Annotated in this window: 10 protein-coding genes and 2 pseudogenes; 6 read left to right on the top strand and 6 right to left on the bottom strand. The window is 71.6% G+C overall.

The genetic code is table 11. From position 1 onward, the window contains the following. Nucleotides 1–1,458, top strand: a pseudogene (gene pgi, locus BM536_RS21925) (glucose-6-phosphate isomerase); the annotation flags it as partial. Between the two features lie 239 nt (nt 1,459–1,697). On the opposite strand, the gene BM536_RS21920 reads toward pgi, so the two are convergent. Genes BM536_RS21920 through BM536_RS21910 form a run of 3 tightly spaced genes read right to left on the bottom strand, consistent with a single transcriptional unit; the run spans nt 1,698 to nt 5,280 of the window. Further along, nucleotides 1,698–3,980, bottom strand: coding sequence for an ABC transporter permease (locus BM536_RS21920; RefSeq protein ID WP_094103366.1), 2,283 nt, complete (start codon nt 3,978–3,980; stop codon nt 1,698–1,700). A gap of 38 nt (nt 3,981–4,018) precedes the next feature. Beyond that, complete coding sequence (locus BM536_RS21915) at nt 4,019–4,795, bottom strand: ABC transporter ATP-binding protein (RefSeq protein ID WP_073494557.1); 777 nt, start codon at nt 4,793–4,795, stop codon at nt 4,019–4,021. Beyond that, on the bottom strand, nt 4,765–5,280 hold the full coding sequence (locus BM536_RS21910; RefSeq protein WP_073494555.1) for a PadR family transcriptional regulator: 516 nt from the start codon (nt 5,278–5,280) through the stop codon (nt 4,765–4,767). The genes BM536_RS21915 and BM536_RS21910 overlap by 31 nt, the downstream gene beginning before the upstream one ends. A gap of 119 nt (nt 5,281–5,399) precedes the next feature. On the opposite strand from BM536_RS21910, the gene BM536_RS21905 reads away from it, so the two are divergent. The 5 genes from BM536_RS21905 (at nt 5,400) to BM536_RS21885 (ending at nt 12,072) form a co-directional block, all read left to right on the top strand. Then, complete coding sequence (locus BM536_RS21905) at nt 5,400–6,671, top strand: ABC transporter substrate-binding protein (protein WP_073494553.1); 1,272 nt, start codon at nt 5,400–5,402, stop codon at nt 6,669–6,671. A gap of 156 nt (nt 6,672–6,827) precedes the next feature. Next, complete coding sequence (locus tag BM536_RS21900) at nt 6,828–8,501, top strand: glycoside hydrolase family 13 protein (RefSeq protein ID WP_245873689.1); 1,674 nt, start codon at nt 6,828–6,830, stop codon at nt 8,499–8,501. A gap of 38 nt (nt 8,502–8,539) precedes the next feature. Then, nucleotides 8,540–9,868: an ABC transporter substrate-binding protein gene (locus BM536_RS21895; protein WP_073494551.1), complete on the top strand. Its 1,329-nt coding sequence runs from the start codon at nt 8,540–8,542 to the stop codon at nt 9,866–9,868. A 6-nt stretch (nt 9,869–9,874) separates the two neighbouring features. Continuing rightward, nucleotides 9,875–11,236 carry a carbohydrate ABC transporter permease gene (locus tag BM536_RS21890; protein WP_073494548.1) on the top strand — a complete coding sequence of 454 codons (1,362 nt, stop codon included), beginning with the start codon at nt 9,875–9,877 and terminating at the stop codon, nt 11,234–11,236. Further along, nucleotides 11,233–12,072, top strand: a complete 840-nt coding sequence (locus tag BM536_RS21885; protein ID WP_073494546.1) for a carbohydrate ABC transporter permease — start codon at nt 11,233–11,235, stop codon at nt 12,070–12,072. Before BM536_RS21890 ends, BM536_RS21885 begins: the two co-directional genes overlap by 4 nt. Nucleotides 12,073–12,149: 77 nt before the next feature. On the opposite strand, the gene pgl is transcribed toward BM536_RS21885, so the two are convergent. From pgl to zwf, 3 genes and pseudogenes are all read right to left on the bottom strand, one after another. Further along, nucleotides 12,150–12,956 carry a 6-phosphogluconolactonase gene (gene pgl, locus BM536_RS21880; protein ID WP_073494544.1) on the bottom strand — a complete coding sequence of 269 codons (807 nt, stop codon included), beginning with the start codon at nt 12,954–12,956 and terminating at the stop codon, nt 12,150–12,152. Then, nucleotides 12,953–14,084: pseudogene (opcA, locus tag BM536_RS21875) on the bottom strand (glucose-6-phosphate dehydrogenase assembly protein OpcA). The gene pgl and the pseudogene opcA overlap by 4 nt, the downstream one beginning before the upstream one ends. Beyond that, nucleotides 14,081–15,604, bottom strand: coding sequence for a glucose-6-phosphate dehydrogenase (gene zwf / locus BM536_RS21870; RefSeq protein WP_073494542.1), 1,524 nt, complete (start codon nt 15,602–15,604; stop codon nt 14,081–14,083). Before zwf ends, opcA begins: the two are co-directional and overlap by 4 nt. Between the last annotated feature and the right edge of the window lies 1 nt (nt 15,605).

Here is a 15,605-nt window from a genome sequence, read left to right as displayed (position 1 = left end):
CATCGACTATTCCAAGCATCTGATCACCGATGAGACCCTCGCGCTGTTGCGCGAGCTGGCCGCCGCCACCGGCGTGTTCGGGCTCCGGGACGCCATGTTCCGCGGCGAGCGGATCAACATCACCGAGGACCGTGCCGTCCTGCACACCGCGTTGCGCGCTGCGCGTGACGCGGTGATCGAGGTGGACGGGGAGAACGTCGTGCCCGCGGTGCACGCGGTGCTCGACCGGATGGCGGACTTCGCCGAGCGGGTCCGCTCCGGTGACTGGACCGGCCACACCGGCCGGCGCATCAGGAACGTCGTCAACATCGGCATCGGCGGCTCCGACCTCGGCCCGGCGATGGCCTACGAGGCACTGCGGGCGTTCACCGACCGCGACCTCACGGTCCGCTTCGTGTCGAACGTCGACGGTGCCGATCTGCACGAGGCGACCCGGGACCTGGACCCGGCCGAGACGCTGTTCATCATCGCGTCGAAGACGTTCACCACGATCGAGACGATTACCAACGCCACCTCGGCCCGCACCTGGCTGCTGGCCGCGCTCGGTGACGAGGCCGCCGTCGCCAAGCATTTCGTCGCGCTGTCGACGAACGCCGAGAAGGTGGCCGGGTTCGGCATCGACACCGCCAACATGTTCGAGTTCTGGGACTGGGTCGGCGGTCGCTACTCGTTCGACTCGGCGATCGGCCTGTCCCTGATGATCGCCATCGGTGCGGACCGCTTCCGCGAGATGCTCGACGGCTTCCACCTGGTCGACGAGCACTTCCGCACCGCGCCCGCGGAGGCCAACGCCCCGCTGCTGCTGGGCCTGCTGGGTGTCTGGTACGGCAACTTCCACGACGCGCAGTCGCACGCGGTGCTGCCGTACAGCCACTACCTGTCGAAGTTCACCGCCTATCTCCAGCAGCTCGACATGGAGTCCAACGGCAAGTCCGTGGACCGTGCGGGCCGGCCGTCGAGTGGCAGACCGGGCCCGTGGTCTGGGGCACGCCGGGGACCAACGGGCAGCACGCGTACTACCAGTTGATCCACCAGGGCACGAAGCTGATCCCGGCGGACTTCATCGGCTTCGCCCGTCCCGTCGGCGAGCTGAGCGAGGAACTCCGGGCGCAGCACGACCTGTTGATGGCGAACTTCTTCGCGCAGACGCAGGCACTGGCCTTCGGCAAGACCCCCGACGAGGTCCGCGCCGAGGGGATGGCGGAGGAGCTGGTGGCCCACAAGACGTTCCGTGGCAACCACCCCACGACCACGATCCTGGCCGCCGAGCTGACCCCGTCGGTGCTCGGCCAGCTCATCGCGCTCTACGAGCACAAGGTGTTCGTCCAGGGCGCGATCTGGGACATCGACTCCTTCGACCAGTGGGGCGTCGAACTCGGCAAGGTCCTCGCCAAGCGCGTCGAACCCGCCCTCACCGAGGGCGCCGACGTCCCCGGCCTGGACGCCTCGAACTCGGCAAGGTCCTCGCCAAGCGCGTCGAACCCGCCCTCACCGAGGGCGCCGACGTCCCCGGCCTGGACGCCTCGACGAAGGCCCTCGTCGCGACGTACCGGGAGCTGCGCGGCCGGTAGTGACGCGGCCGGTAGTGACGAGCTCGCGCGGTGGGGCGGGGCGCCCCGGTCAGTCCTGGCCGCCCCGCCCCACCGCTCTCAGGTCACCTCGTCCCCCCGCTCCCAGACCACCCTGTCCCACCGCTCTCAGGTCACCGAGCTGAGCGTGTCCGCGAGGCGCCGACGGGCGGCGCGGGTCGCCGGTACGGCGGCGAGCGCGGTCGCGCCCAGCACCGCCGCCGCGCCGAACAGCAGCAGCAGGACGGGCGACGGACCGTGCGCGATCCCGGCGCCGATGCCGCTCGACCTGCCCTGGGCGTCGATCAGCCAGTGCGCGAGCGGCGTGCCCAGTGCCGTGCCGACGAGGACGGCGGCCAGGGCGGTACAGCCGGTGGCGGTGACCGTGATCGCGGTGATCTGGCGGGGCGACAGACCGATGGCCTTGAGCGCCAGCAGATCCCGCTCGCCCTCGCGCACGGTGCCGCCGATCGTGGTCAGCAGCTCGATGAGCCCGATCAGGGCGAGGACGGCGATCAGGCCCACGAACACCCCGCGCAGCGGGGAGAGCCCGTCGGCCGGGTTCGTCACGGCGTGCACGTCCAGACGGCCCTCCCCGGCCGTGGCCAGCCGCCCGGCCACCGTGCCGGGGTCGGCGCCGGGGCGCAACCGCAGCTGGTACAGCGTCGGGCCGAGCCCCGGATCGTTCTCGCGGAGGGTGTCGAGCGAGGTGGAGATGACCCGGCCGGCGTTCTCCGGTTCGATGCTGCGGCCCACGATGTGCAGGATCTGCGGCTGCTCGCCCACCGTCATCCGCACCCAGTCGCCGACGCGTACGTCGAGCAGGTCGAGCAGGCCCTGTCCGGCCACCGCCTCGTCCCGGCCGTCCGCCGGGCGCCCCTCCACCAGGCTGTACGGGTAGGGGTCCTGGCGGGTACCGAGGCCGCGCAGGGCGATCGTGGCCGTCTGGCCGGGGACCAGGGCGGCGACCTCGACGCCCGGGTAGGCGGCGGCGACCTGCGGGTCGCGTTCCAGCAGGGCGCGGGTGTCCCGGTCCGACAGCCCGGCGTCGGCGTGGACGGTGAGCGCGGCCGGCAGGCCCGTCTCCTCGGGGCTGCTGCGGAAGCGGTCGATGGTGGTCCAGGCGCTCAGCGCGACCACGATCAGCAGCAGGGGCAGCGCCAGCCGGGCCACCGTCGCCACGGAGCGCGGCCGCCGGGTGAACGCCGTGTGCCAGCCCAGGACCAGCGCGGGCGGCACCCGTAGCCCCAGCGCCCGGCGTGCCACACCGGACAGCCTTCCGCCCGCCGGAGCGGCCGGCCGGGGCACCGGCACCGGCGGCACCCGCCCCGCCCGCCAGGCGGCGAGCCCGGTGGTCGCGCCGATGAACAGCACCACCGCCACGGGTACCGAGACCAGCGCCACGGCATGGCCGGGCAGGTTCTGCCACACGCCGACGGCGTCCCCCAGCCGCCCCGGGACATGGCTGCCCAGCGCCTGGACGAGGGCCGCGGCGGCCGTGGCGCCCAGCAGTGCGTAGGCGATGTGCTGGAGCAGGAAGATCCGCACGACCTGGCCCGGGGTGAAGCCGATCGCCTTCAGCACGGAGATGTCCCGCAGATGGCCGCGGATGCGGGTGCCGATCGCCCCGTGCACGGCGAGACCGGCGGCGACCAGCGCGCCGAGCCCGAACAGGCCCAGCACCTGCCCGAGGAGCCGGTTGTCGCCCTGGGCCTCGGCACGGGCCTGCTGCCAGGTGGAGACCTCGCTGACCGCGCCGGAGCCCAGCACGGTCACGGCCCGCTGGACGGCGTAGTCGGTGTCGTCGGCATCGGTCAGCCGCAGGCCGGTCACCTGGCCGTCCGGGTCCGGCACGGCGGAGGGGAGCGCCCAGACGAGGCCGGGCCGGTCGCCGGGGCGGTAGCGCGGTTCGGCGCTGTCGGCGATGCCGAGGACGGTCAGTGCGCGCGATGTGCCGGGCAGGGTGAGGGTGTCGCCGGGTTCGGCCACCAGGGCGCGGGCGAGGCGGCCGTCCAGGACGACACCGTCGGGGGTCGCCGGGTCCAGCCAGTGACCGGCGGTGAGGAGCGGGCGGCCCACGGCGGGCAGCTCGGGTGTGCCGCGCAGTTCGACGGAGGCGCGGGCGCCGCGGGAGGTCACGGTGGTGGAGGCGACCGGGTAGGGGCCGGCGACGGACTCGACGCCGGCCAGTGCGGCGAGCCGGTCCGCGGCGGCCGTCGGTCCGGTGTGCAGCCACACGTGCGCGCCGCGCGCCTGGGTGAACACCCGCTGCCAGGGGTTGGTGGCGTACCCGAACAGGGCCGTGGCCAGCAGCAGGGAGGCCACGATGCCCGCCGTGGCGAGCACCAGGAACAGCGCCTCCCCGCGGTGGGTGCGCAGATCGGAGTGGGCCCAGCGCGCAGTCGCTCGCACCGGCTCAGCCCTTCCGGGGATCGTCGTACGCCCGCATGTCAGTCCTTCAGCTCCAGCACGCCGGATATGCCGGTGCCGCGGGACGGCGTGCCGTCGAGTTCCGCGTCGTCGGCTATCCGTCCGTCGAAGAAGCTGATCACCCGGTCCGCGGCGCTCGCGAGCCGGGCGTCATGGGTGACCAGCACGATGGTCTGGCCACGCTGGTGGAAGCGGGACAGCAGCCGCATCACCTCGCGGGTGCCCTTGCTGTCCAGGCTGCCCGCGGGTTCGTCGGCGAGCAGCAGGGGCGGGCGGTTGACCAGGGCGCGGGCCAGCGCGACCCGCTGTTGCTCGCCGCCGGACAGCTCGCCCGGCATGCTGCGGTCCTTGCCGGCGAGCCCCAGCTCGGCCAGCAGTCCCTCCCGCTCGGCGCGCGCCTGCCGGGGGGAGAGGCCGGCTAGCAGGGCGGGCAGTTCGACGTTGTCGGCGACGGACAGGTTGGAGACCAGGTTGAAGAACTGGAAGACGATGCCGATGCGCTTCCTGCGCTCGACCGCCCAGCGTGACTCGCTGTAGGCGTCGGTGCGCTCGCCGTCCAGCCAGAGGCTGCCGCTGTCGGGCCGCTGGAGTCCGCCGAGGAGATGCAGCAGGGTCGACTTCCCGGCGCCGGAGGGGCCGGTGATCGCCACGAACTCGCCGCCGCGTACGCGCAGGTCGACGCCGCGCACGGCGTGCGCCGGGGCGCCCTCGCCGTGGTGGGTCTTGACCAGGCCCTCGGCGCGCAGCAAGGGAACGGGGCTGTCGCTCACTCCGGTTCCTCCAGCTCTTCCTGGCATCGCTCCAGCCAGTCGAGGTCGGCCTGCAGGTGCAGCATCGCGCCCTCGATCAGCAGCTGGGAGATGCGGTTGTCGCGGTTCTCGGCGGCCGCCAGCTTCGACAGGCTGCGCATGGTGTTGAGGTACTGGCGCCGCTGTCTGTTGATGAGGGCGATCTGGTCGGCGAGGCCGGTCTGCGGGGCGAGGGCGAGCTTCATGAAGAACTCGTCCCGCACGCGCGGCTCGTCCGCCGTCTCCTCGTACCAGGCGCGCAGCTCGTCCCGTCCGGCGTCGGTGAGGTGGTAGATCTTCTTGTTGGGACGGCTCGACTGCTCGACCTCTTCGCCCTCGATCAGGCCCGTCTTCTCCAGGCGGCCGAGCGTGACGTAGATCTGGCCGACGTTCGGCTGAGGGTACGCGGAGCCCAGCAGTTGCTCAAGGTCCTGTTTGAGCTCGTAGCCGTGGGCGGGGCCGCGCGCGAGAAGAGCCAGGAGGGCAAGGCGCACGCGTGCTGTCCTCCTAGTCCTCGTAATGTGCTCCAGGCCCTAGTATCGCGCATACCTAACAGGTATACATGGCCTCTGACCGGGCGAGGACGCCCGTGCCGGTGTACAGGGAGGAACCTATGCGGTGGATACACGCCGCCGGTAGGGGCCTCCTCGTCCTCGTGGTGATCCTCACCGGTTACGTCGCCTCGGGTGCCGGTGCGCAGCAGGGGGGCGCGGACGGCCGGGGGCCGCTGACCCTCGCCACCGCCGGAGACCTCACGGGTTATCTCGGCCCGCTGCTGGAGGGCTGGAACCGCACGCATCCCGGTGAGCGGGTCACGCTCGTCGAGCTGCCGGACTCCGCCGACGAGACGCACGCGCAGATGACGACCGACCTGCGCGGCGGCGACCGCAGCCGCTTCGACGTCCTGAACATCGACGTCAACTGGACACCGGAGTTCGCCGCGGCGGGCTGGATACGTCCGCTGCCCCGTGACCGCTTCCCCCTGAGGACCTTCCTGCCACCGGTCGTGGACACGGCGACCTACGACGGACAGCTCTACGCCGTCCCGTACGTCACGAACGCCGGACTCCTCCTCTACCGCAAGGACGTCCTAGCCGAGGAGGGAGTCCCGCCGCCGCGCACCTGGGCCGAACTGGAACGGGCCGCGAGGACCATCGCCCCCAGGCACGGACTCGGCGGCTACGCCGGCCAGTTCCTGCCGTACGAGGGACTCACCGTCAACGCGGCCGAGGCCGTCTACTCGGCGGGCGGCACCATCCTCGGTGACGAGGGGACCCGCGTCACCGTGAACTCGGCCGGGGCCCGCGAGGGCATCGCGTTCCTCGCCCGAGGGGTGCGCGAGGGCTGGATACCCCAGGAGGCGCTGACGTACAAGGAGGAGGAGTCGAAGCAGGCCTTCCAGGACGGCCGGCTCCTCTTCCTGCGCAACTGGCCGTACGCCTACGTCGCCGCCTCGGCCCCGAACTCGCGGGTCGCCGGGCGGATCGGCGCCGTACCGCTGCCGGGCCCCGACGGTCCGGGGACCAGCGTCCTGGGCGGCTCCAACCTGGCCGTCAACTCCCATGCCGAACACCCCGACTCGGCCGCGCGGCTCATCGCCTACCTCACCAGCGAACCGGTGCAGCGCCAGGTCCTCACCCGTGGCGCCCTGCCGCCGGTCCGGGCCGCGCTGTACGAGGACCCCGCGCTGATCCGGCACTTCCCCTATCTGCCGACCCTGCGCGAGAGCGTCCTCGCCGCCGCACCGCGCCCCAAGAGCGCGCGCTACGACCAGGTGAGCCTGGTGGTGCAGGCGGTGGTGCACGACGCGATGACCGGGCACGGGACGCCCGAGGCCGCGGTGCGCCGACTGGCGCGCGAACTCGCGGCCGTCCCTTCTCGATAAGCACGCGCCCGACGCGCCCGCGCTAGTTACCTGTTAGGTAACGCGCCGGTCTCACCTTGCCTTTGCGTGCCCCTATATCTCCCTATTTGCCCGACCAACTCCTCGGTAATTCCTGCCTACTCGTTGACTTCCTCTCGACATGCCTACCTAACATGCATGCATAACGTCAGCTCGCACAGACAGGTCAACGGGGTGAGTCTCCAGCGCATCGACGCCCACCACTGGTGGCGCGACGCAGTGATCTACCAGGTGTACGTCCGCAGCTTCCTGGACAGCACCGGCGACGGCGTCGGCGACCTCGCCGGCGTCCGGTCCGGACTGCCGTACCTCAAGAAGCTCGGGGTGGACGGGATCTGGCTCAGCCCCTTCTACCCCTCCCCGCAGCACGACCACGGCTACGACGTGGCCGACTACTGCGACGTCGACCCGATCTTCGGCGACCTCGCCGAGTTCGACCTGCTGGTGGCGGCCGCCCGGCGGCTCGGCGTCAAGGTGCTCCTGGACATCGTGCCCAACCACTGCTCCAGCGAGCACCCCTGGTTCCGCGAGGCCATCGCCGCCGGGCCCGGCAGCCCCGCCCGCGCCCGCTTCCACTTCGCCGACGGCCGCGGCCCCGACGGAAGCGAGCCGCCCAACAACTGGCACGCCATGTTCGGCGGACCGGCCTGGAGCCGGGTGACCGAGCCGGACGGGCGGCCCGGCCAGTGGTACCTCCACATGTTCACCCCCGAGCAGCCCGACTGGAACTGGCGCACCCCCGAGGTGGCCGCCGAGTTCGACCGGGTCCTGCGCTTCTGGCTGGACCGGGGCGCCGACGGCTTCCGCATCGACGTCGCCGCCGGTCTGTTCAAACACCCCGACCTGCCCGACTCCCCGGACCCCGAGGCCGACGCCCGCACCCGCGACTCGGTCAACCCGCTAGCCTGGAACCAGCCCGAGGTGCACGACGTGTGGCGGCACTGGCGGGCGGTCTGCGAGGAGTACACGGCACGCGACGGCCGCGAACGCCTCCTCGTCGGCGAGGTGTCGGTGCCCACCGCACGCGAACACGCCCGCTACGTCCGCCCCGACGAACTGCACCAGGCCTTCTTCTTCGACCTGCTGAGCGCCCCCTGGAGCGCCGACGCCTTCCGCAAGGTCGTCTCCGAGGCCATGGAGGACATCGCCGGCACGGGCTCGACGGTCACCTGGGTCCTCAACAACCACGACCAGGTCCGCACCGTCACCCGCTACGGCGAACCCGCCACCGAAGGCAGCGGACTCGGCACCGCCCGCGCCCGCGCCGCCGCCCTGCTGATGCTGGCGCTGCCCGGCGCCGCGTACATCTACCAGGGCGAGGAACTCGGGCTGCCCGAGGTCGTCGACCTGCCCGACGACGTACTCACCGACCCGATCTTCCGGCGCACCGGCAGCCGCGCCCGCATCCGCGACGGCTGCCGCGTCCCGCTGCCGTGGTCGGGCCAGGCCTCGCCGTTCGGCTTCACCTCCGGCGCCGAGGGCGCCAAGCCATGGCTGCCGCAGCCGGACTACTTCGCCGAATACGCCACCGACCGCGCCCTCGCCGACACCCGCTCCTTCTGGCACCTGTACCGCGACGGCCTACAACTCCGTTCCGCTCTGCCTCAGTTGGGTGAGGGCACGCTGCGCTGGCTGGACGCCCCGCCCGGTGTCCTCGCCTTCGCCCGCGGCGACGGGCTCGTCTGCGCCGTCAACTTCGGTACGGCCCCCACCCCCGCGCCGGTCTCCGGCACGCCCCTGTTGTCCAGCGGTCCCTGCCCGGCCGGCGTACTGCCCGGCTCCACCTCCGCCTGGTGGCTCGGCGACCTCTGACTCCCGTCAACTCCCCACTCCCCGAAGGGACATCAACGATGATGCGACGACGTACGACCCTCCTCACCGGCTGCACCGCCCTCGCCCTGACGTTCGGCGCCACCGCCTGCGGCTCGGGCGACCCCGTCTCGGCGGGCGGCGGCGACAAGGCCCTCGGCGGCCAGACCGTCACCGTCGCCGGCGTCTGGTCCGGCAGCGAGCAGAAGAACTTCCAGAAGGTGCTGGACGCGTTCGCCGAGAAGACCGGCGCGAAGACCCGGTTCGTGTCCACCGGCGACAACGTCTCCACCGTCGTCGGCAGCAAGATCGAGGGCGGCAACGCTCCCGACGTGGTGATGGTCCCGCAGGTCGGCGTGCTCCAGCAGTTCGCGGAGAACGGCTGGCTCAAGCAGCTCTCCGGCACCACCGAGAAGGCCGTCGACACCAACTTCGCCCCCGTCTGGAAGACGTACGGCAGCGTCGACGGCACCCTCTACGGCCTCTACTTCAAGGCCGCCCACAAGTCGACCGTCTGGTACAGCCCCGACGCCCTCGCCCAGGCCGGGGTCGAGCCGCCGACCACGTACGACGACCTGCTGAAGGCCGGACACACCGTCTCGGACTCCGGACTGGCCGCCTTCGCGGTCGCCGGGCAGGACGGCTGGACCCTCACCGACTGGTTCGAGAACATCTACCTCTCCCAGGCCGGACCCGAGAAGTACGACGCCCTCGCCACCCACGAGCTGAAGTGGACCGACCCCTCCGTCGTCGAGGCGCTCACCACGCTCGGCAAGCTGTTCAAGGACAGGCAACTGCTGGCGGGCGGCCAGAAGGGCGCCCTGAACACCGACTTCCCGGGCTCCGTGGAGAAGGTGTTCGGCCCGAAGCCCGAGGCGGGCATGGTCTACGAGGGCGACTTCGTGGCCGGCGTCGCCAAGGACCAGTTCGGAAAGTCGATCGGCAAGGACGCGAACTTCTTCCCGTTCCCCGCGGTCGGCGGCGGCGAGGCCCCCGTGGTCAGCGGCGGCGACGCCGCGGTCGTCCTGAAGGACGGCAAGAACAGCAAGGCGGGCATGGCCCTCCTGGAGTACCTGGCCACCCCCGAGGCCGCCGCCGTATGGGCCGAGGCGGGCGGCTTCCTGTCCCCGAACAAGAAGCTCGACCTCGCCTCGTACGGCGACGACGTCACCCGAGCCACCGCCAAGTCCCTCGTCGACGCCGGGGACTCGGTCCGCTTCGACATGTCGGACCAGGCCCCGGCCGCGTTCGGCGGCACGAAGGGCGCCGGGGAGTGGAAGCTGCTCCAGGACTTCCTGCGCGACCCGTCCGACCCGAAGGCGACCGCGGCCGCGCTGGAAGCCGCGGCGGCCAAGGCCTACAAGGGCTGACCGGCCATGACCGCGACCCTTGTCGAAGAGACGGCTCCACCACCGCCCGCCGGCCTCGCCGACCGCGCGCGGCGCCTGCGCCGGCGGGGACGGATCGTCGCCCTGCTGTTCGCCCTCCCCGCGCTGCTCCTGCTGGGCGCCCTCGTCGTCTACCCGGTGCTGTTCTCCGTCGGCCGCAGCTTCTTCGACGCCTCCGGCACCCGGTTCGTCGGCGGCGAGAACTACACCGAGATGTTCCGCGACCCGGCCACCGTCAAGGCCGTACGCAACACGGCGATCTGGGTCGTCGTGGCGCCCGCCCTGCTCACCGGCCTCGGCCTGATCCTCGCCGTCCTGGTGGAGAAGGTGCGCTGGGCCACCGCCTTCAAGCTGCTGCTGTTCATGCCGATGGCGGTGTCCTTCCTGGCCGCCGGCATCATCTTCCGGCTCGCCTACGACGAGGACCCCGACAAGGGCGTCCTGAACGCCGCCGCCGTCTCCGTCCACGACGTCTTCAAGGACGCCTCGGCGTACCCGACGGCACGCGGACGTGAGGGCCAGGGACTCACCCTGGCGGCGGACGGCTCGTACCGGACCGGTGCGAACGCGTCCCCGGGCGACTCGGTGACCCTGCCGCTGGTCGGCGTCCCGCCGAAGGACCTGCCCACCGGCACCCGGCCCGCGTACCAGGCCGCCGGCCGCACGGCCGTGCCGGACGAACTGCGCGGCGTGGTCTACCTCGACTTCACGCCCGGCGGGGGAGGGACACCGGGCGAGGTCGACCGGCGGGAGAGCGGACTGCCGCAGATGAAGGTCGAGGCGGTGCGCGACGGACGGACGGCCGCGACCACCACCACGGCCTCCGACGGCTCCTTCCGCTTCACCGGCCTGGACGCGGGCTCGTACGCCCTGCGCCTGCCCGCGTCCAACTTCGCGCAGCCCTACGACGGGATCTCCTGGCTCGGGCCCGCCCTGGTCACGCCGGCGATCATCGGGGCGTACCTGTGGATCTGGACCGGCTTCTCCATGGTGCTGATCGGCGCCGGGCTCTCGACGCTTCCGCGGGACGCCCTGGAGGCCGCCCGGATGGACGGCGCGAACGAGTGGCAGATCTTCCGCCGGATCACCGTCCCGCTGCTGGCACCCGTCCTCACCGTCGTCTTCGTCACCCTGGTGATCAACGTGATGAAGGTCTTCGACCTCGTCTACATCATCGCGCCCGGTCCGGTGCAGGAGGACGCCACCGTCCTGGCGACGCAGATGTGGCTGGTGTCGTTCGGCGGCGGCAACAACCAGGGGCTCGGCAGCGCGCTCGGCGTGCTGCTCCTGCTGCTCGTCGTTCCGGCGATGGTCTTCAACGTCCGCCGCTTCCGAAGGAGTCAGCGATGAACGCGGTACGGCGCGGGCTCGCCAACGGTCTCGTGCAGGCCGTCCTCGTGGTGATCGGCCTGGTCTGGGTCACCCCGCTGGCCGGGCTGTTCCTGTCCTCGCTGCGGTCGGCCGAGGACACCGCCGAGGGCGGCTGGTGGACGGTCTTCGCCAGTCCCGGAGAACTCTCCTTCGACAACTACTCGGAGCTGCTGAAGAACGCCGGGATGACCCAGGCGTTCTGGAACACCGTCCTGATCTCGGTCCCGACGACCGTCCTGGTCGTGGTCCTCGCTGCGCTCGCCGGATACGCCTTCGCCTGGCTCGACTTCCCCGGCCGCGAGGCCGTCTTCCTGGGCGTGGTCGCGCTGTTGGTGGTGCCGGTGCAGATCGGCCTGCTGCCGGTCGCCAAACTCTTCGGCCAGCTGGGCCTGTTCGGCACGATCCCCGGAGTCGTCCTCTTCCACGTGGCGTACGGGCTGCCGTTCGCGGTGTTCCTGCTGCGCAACTACTTCGTCGAGATACCGAAGGAGATGCTGGAGGCGGCCCGGATGGACGGCGGCAGCGAATGGCGGATCTTCACCCGCCTGGTCCTCCCGGTGGGCCGGCCGGCCCTCGCCAGCCTCGCCATCTTCCAGTTCCTGTGGGTGTGGAACGACATGCTGGTCGCCCTGCTCTTCGCGGACAGCTCCTCGCAGCCGCTGACCGTGCAACTCCAGTCACAGATACGGCAGTTCGGAAGCAACATCGACGTCCTCGCACCGGGGGCCTTCCTGTCCCTGGTGGTGCCGGTGGCCGTGTTCTTCGCGTTCCAGCGGCACTTCGTGCAGGGGGTGATGGCGGGCTCGGTGAAGTGACCGGCCCACGAGTGAGGGCGGCGGGGTGTCCGAAGACACCCCGCGCCCTCATCCGTCGATGCCGTCGATGACCGCGATCACGGCGAGGCCGGCGGATACAGCGAGCGCGGCAGCTGTGACGCCGCCGCCGAGTCCAGCAGCCACAGGGTCCGGGAGCGGCCCCGGGCACCCGCCGCCGGGGCCTGGATCTCGCCCGCGCCCGACAGCGCGATGGCCACCGCCTGCGCCTTGTCCTCGCCGGCCGCCAGCAGCCACACCTCACGTGCCGCCCGGATCGCCGGGAGCGTGAGCGTGGTGCGGGTCGGCGGCGGCTTGGGCGCGCCACGCACACCGACCACCGTGCGCTCGGTCTCCCGTACGGCCGGCAGCTCGGGGAAGAGCGAGGCCACGTGGGTGTCCGGGCCGACGCCCAGCATCAGGACGTCGAAGGTGGGCACGGAGCCGCCCGCGGCGCCGGCCGTTGATCTCATCGTCTCCGGACCGGCCGCGCGGGCCAGTTCCTCCGCGTAGCCGGCCGCGGCCGCCTCCACGTCGGAACCGTAGGGGCCGTCCGACGCGGGCATGGCGTGCACGCGCTTCGGGTCCAGGGGCACGGAGTCCAGCAGGGCCTCGCGGGCCTGTGTGACATTGCGGTCCGGGTCGCCCTCGGGCAGGAACCGCTCGTCGCCCCACCACAGGTCGAGCCGGCTCCAGTCCACGGCGTCGCGGGCGGGCGCCGCCGCCAGCGCGGCCAGCAGACCGTTGCCGTTGCGGCCGCCCGTGAGGACCAGGGACGCATGACCGCGGGAGGCCTGCGCGTCCACGACCTTCGTGATCAGACGGGCCGCGGCGGCCTGGGCCATCAGGTCCTTGTCGTGGTGCACGACGAGCTGGGGCGTACTCACTTCGCGGCCGCCTTCTTCACCGGGGCCGGCGCCGTCGATTCCTTCGCGGGTACTTCGACAGCCGCTTCGACGGGAGTCGGAACCGCGCCCGGTTCTCCTTTGGCTTCTCCTTTGGCCACGGCTTCCGGGGCGTCGGCCACGGCTTCCGGCGCATCCGCCGAAGCTGCCGGAGCACCGGCGGAGCCCTGGCCGGTCCCACCGTCCGAGGTGTTCAACCGCTCCACCCCGAACCGCAGCGCCGACGCGTACGTGTCGTCCGGGTCCAGCCGCCGCAGCTCCTCCGCGATCAGCTCGGCCGTGTCCCGGCGCTGGAGCGCCACCGCACGGTCGGGCTGCCCCTCGATGGACAGCGTGGCCAGCGAGCCGTCGGCCCGGTCCAGCACGATCGGGCCGCAGTCCGTGGACAGCCGGACCGCGGTGAGCCCCGGCCCGCCGGACAGCGAGCGCTGCACGGGCACGCCCAGCCGGTCGCCGAGCCACATCGCGAGCAGCTCACAGCTCGGGTTGAACTCCTCGCCCTCCACCTCCACCGACTCGACCTCGCAGGTGACCTGGTCGAGAGCCGCGGCCAGCATCGAACGCCAGGGCGTGATGCGGGTCCACGACAGGTCGGTGTCGCCGGGGGTGTAGGTCTTGGCGCGGGCCGTGAGATCCCGTACCGGCTGCTCGGCGGCGTAGGTGTCGGTGACACGGCGCTGGGCCAGCGCGCCGAGCGGGTCGGCGGCCGGGTCGAGCGCGCGTTCACCGGCCACCAGACGACGACGGGCGCGTCCGGCAGCAGCAGCGGCAGCACGACCGACTGCGCGTGGTCGGCCACCTCGCCGTACAGCCGCAGGACGACCGTCTCGCCGGTGCTCGCCTCGGCGCCCACCCGCACCTCGGCGTCCAGCCGGGACTTGGTGCGGTCGCGCGGGGAGCGGGAGACGCGCTTGATGACCACCAGCGTGCGTGAGGGGTGCTCGCGCGACGCGTCGCCCGCGGCCTTGAGCGCGTCGTAGGCGTTCTCCTCGTCCGTGACGATGACCAGGGTGAGCACCATGCCCACGGCCGCGTGCCGATGGCCCGCCGCCCCTGCACCAGCCCCTTGTTGATCTTGCTGGCCGTGGTGTCCGTGAGGTCTATCTTCATGGCCGGCGCCAGCTCCGTCCGTCTCGCTCGAGCATCTCGTCCGCCTCGACGGGTCCCCAGGTACCGGCCTGGTACTGGGCCGGCTTCCCGTTCGCGTCCCAGTACTGCTCGATCGGGTCGAGGATCTTCCAGGACAGCTCGACCTCCTCGGTGCGCGGGAAGAGGTTCGAGTCGCCGAGCAGCACGTCCAGGATCAGCCGCTCGTACGCCTCTGGGCTGGACTCCGTGAAGGACTCGCCGTAGGCGAAGTCCATCGACACGTCCCGGATCTCCATGGAGGTGCCGGGGACCTTGGAGCCGAAGCGGACCGTGACGCCCTCGTCGGGCTGGACCCGGATGACGATCGCGTTCTTGCCCAGCTCCTCCGTGGCCGTGTGGTCGAAGGGGGAGTGCGGGGCGCGCTGGAAGACGACCGCGATCTCGGTGACCCGGCGGCCCAGACGCTTGCCGGTGCGCAGGTAGAAGGGGACGCCCGCCCAGCGGCGGTTGTCCACCTCCAGTTTGATCGCCGCGTAGGTGTCGGTCTTCGACTTGGGGTCGATGCCCTCCTCCTGGAGGTAACCGACCGCCTTCGCGCCGCCCTGCCAGCCGGACGCGTACTGACCGCGCACGGTGGCGCTGCCCAGGTCCTTCGGCAGCCGGACGGCTCCGAGCACCTTGGTCTTCTCCGCGGCGAGCGCGTCCGCGTCGAAGGCGGCGGGCTCCTCCATCGCGGTCAGCGCCATCAGCTGGAGGAGGTGGTTCTGGATGACGTCACGGGCCGCGCCGATGCCGTCGTAGTAGCCGGCCCGGCCGCCGATGCCGATGTCCTCGGCCATCGTGATCTGGACGTGGTCCACGAAGGACCGGTTCCAGATCGGCTCGAACATCGTGTTGGCGAAGCGCAGCGCCAGGATGTTCTGGACGGTCTCCTTGCCCAGATAGTGGTCGATGCGGAAGACCTGGTCGGGGGCGAAGACCTCCTCGACCGTCGCGTTCAGCTCCTCGGCCGACTTCAGGTCGTGGCCGAACGGCTTCTCGATGACCGCGCGCCGCCAGGAGCCGCCCCGCTGGTCCGCCAGGTTGTGCTTCTTCAGCTGCTGGATGACCACCGGGAAGGCACCCGGGGGCACCGACAGGTAGAAGGCGAAGTTGCCGCCCGTGCCCTGTGCCTTGTCGAGTTCCTCGATCGTCGAGCGCAGCCGCTCGAAGGCGTCGTCGTCGTCGAAGGTGCCCTGCACGAAGCGCATGCCCTGGATGAGCTGCTGCCAGACCTCCTCGCGGAAGGGGGTGCGGGCGTGTTCCTTCACCGCGTCATGGACCTCCTGGGCGAAGTCCTCGTGGGCCCATTCGCGGCGGGCGAACCCGACCAGCGAGAAGCCCGGCGGCAGCAGACCCCGGTTGGCGAGGTCGTACACCGCGGGCATCAGCTTTTTACGTGACAAATCGCCCGTGACACCGAAGATGACCAGACCGGACGGCCCCGCGATGCGCGGGAGCCGTCGGTCTGCGGGGTCACGCAGCGGATTGCTGCTCGACAAA

The sequence above is a fragment of the Streptomyces phaeoluteigriseus genome, assembly GCF_001896135.2.
GTDB lineage: Bacteria > Actinomycetota > Actinomycetes > Streptomycetales > Streptomycetaceae > Streptomyces > Streptomyces phaeoluteigriseus.
The sequence above is the reverse complement of the archived record's forward strand: the minus strand, read 5'-3'. Positions and strand labels throughout refer to the sequence as shown.

Coding starts and splice junctions, on each gene's coding strand:
- BM536_RS21915 (WP_073494557.1), bottom strand. CDS start 4,795: ATGCCAGGAAGAGCTGGAGGAACCGGAGTGAGCGACAGCCCCGTTCCC.
- BM536_RS21905 (WP_073494553.1), top strand. CDS start 5,400: ATGCGGTGGATACACGCCGCCGGTAGGGGCCTCCTCGTCCTCGTGGTG.
- BM536_RS21900 (WP_245873689.1), top strand. CDS start 6,828: ATGCATAACGTCAGCTCGCACAGACAGGTCAACGGGGTGAGTCTCCAG.
- BM536_RS21895 (WP_073494551.1), top strand. CDS start 8,540: ATGATGCGACGACGTACGACCCTCCTCACCGGCTGCACCGCCCTCGCC.
- BM536_RS21890 (WP_073494548.1), top strand. CDS start 9,875: ATGACCGCGACCCTTGTCGAAGAGACGGCTCCACCACCGCCCGCCGGC.
- BM536_RS21885 (WP_073494546.1), top strand. CDS start 11,233: ATGAACGCGGTACGGCGCGGGCTCGCCAACGGTCTCGTGCAGGCCGTC.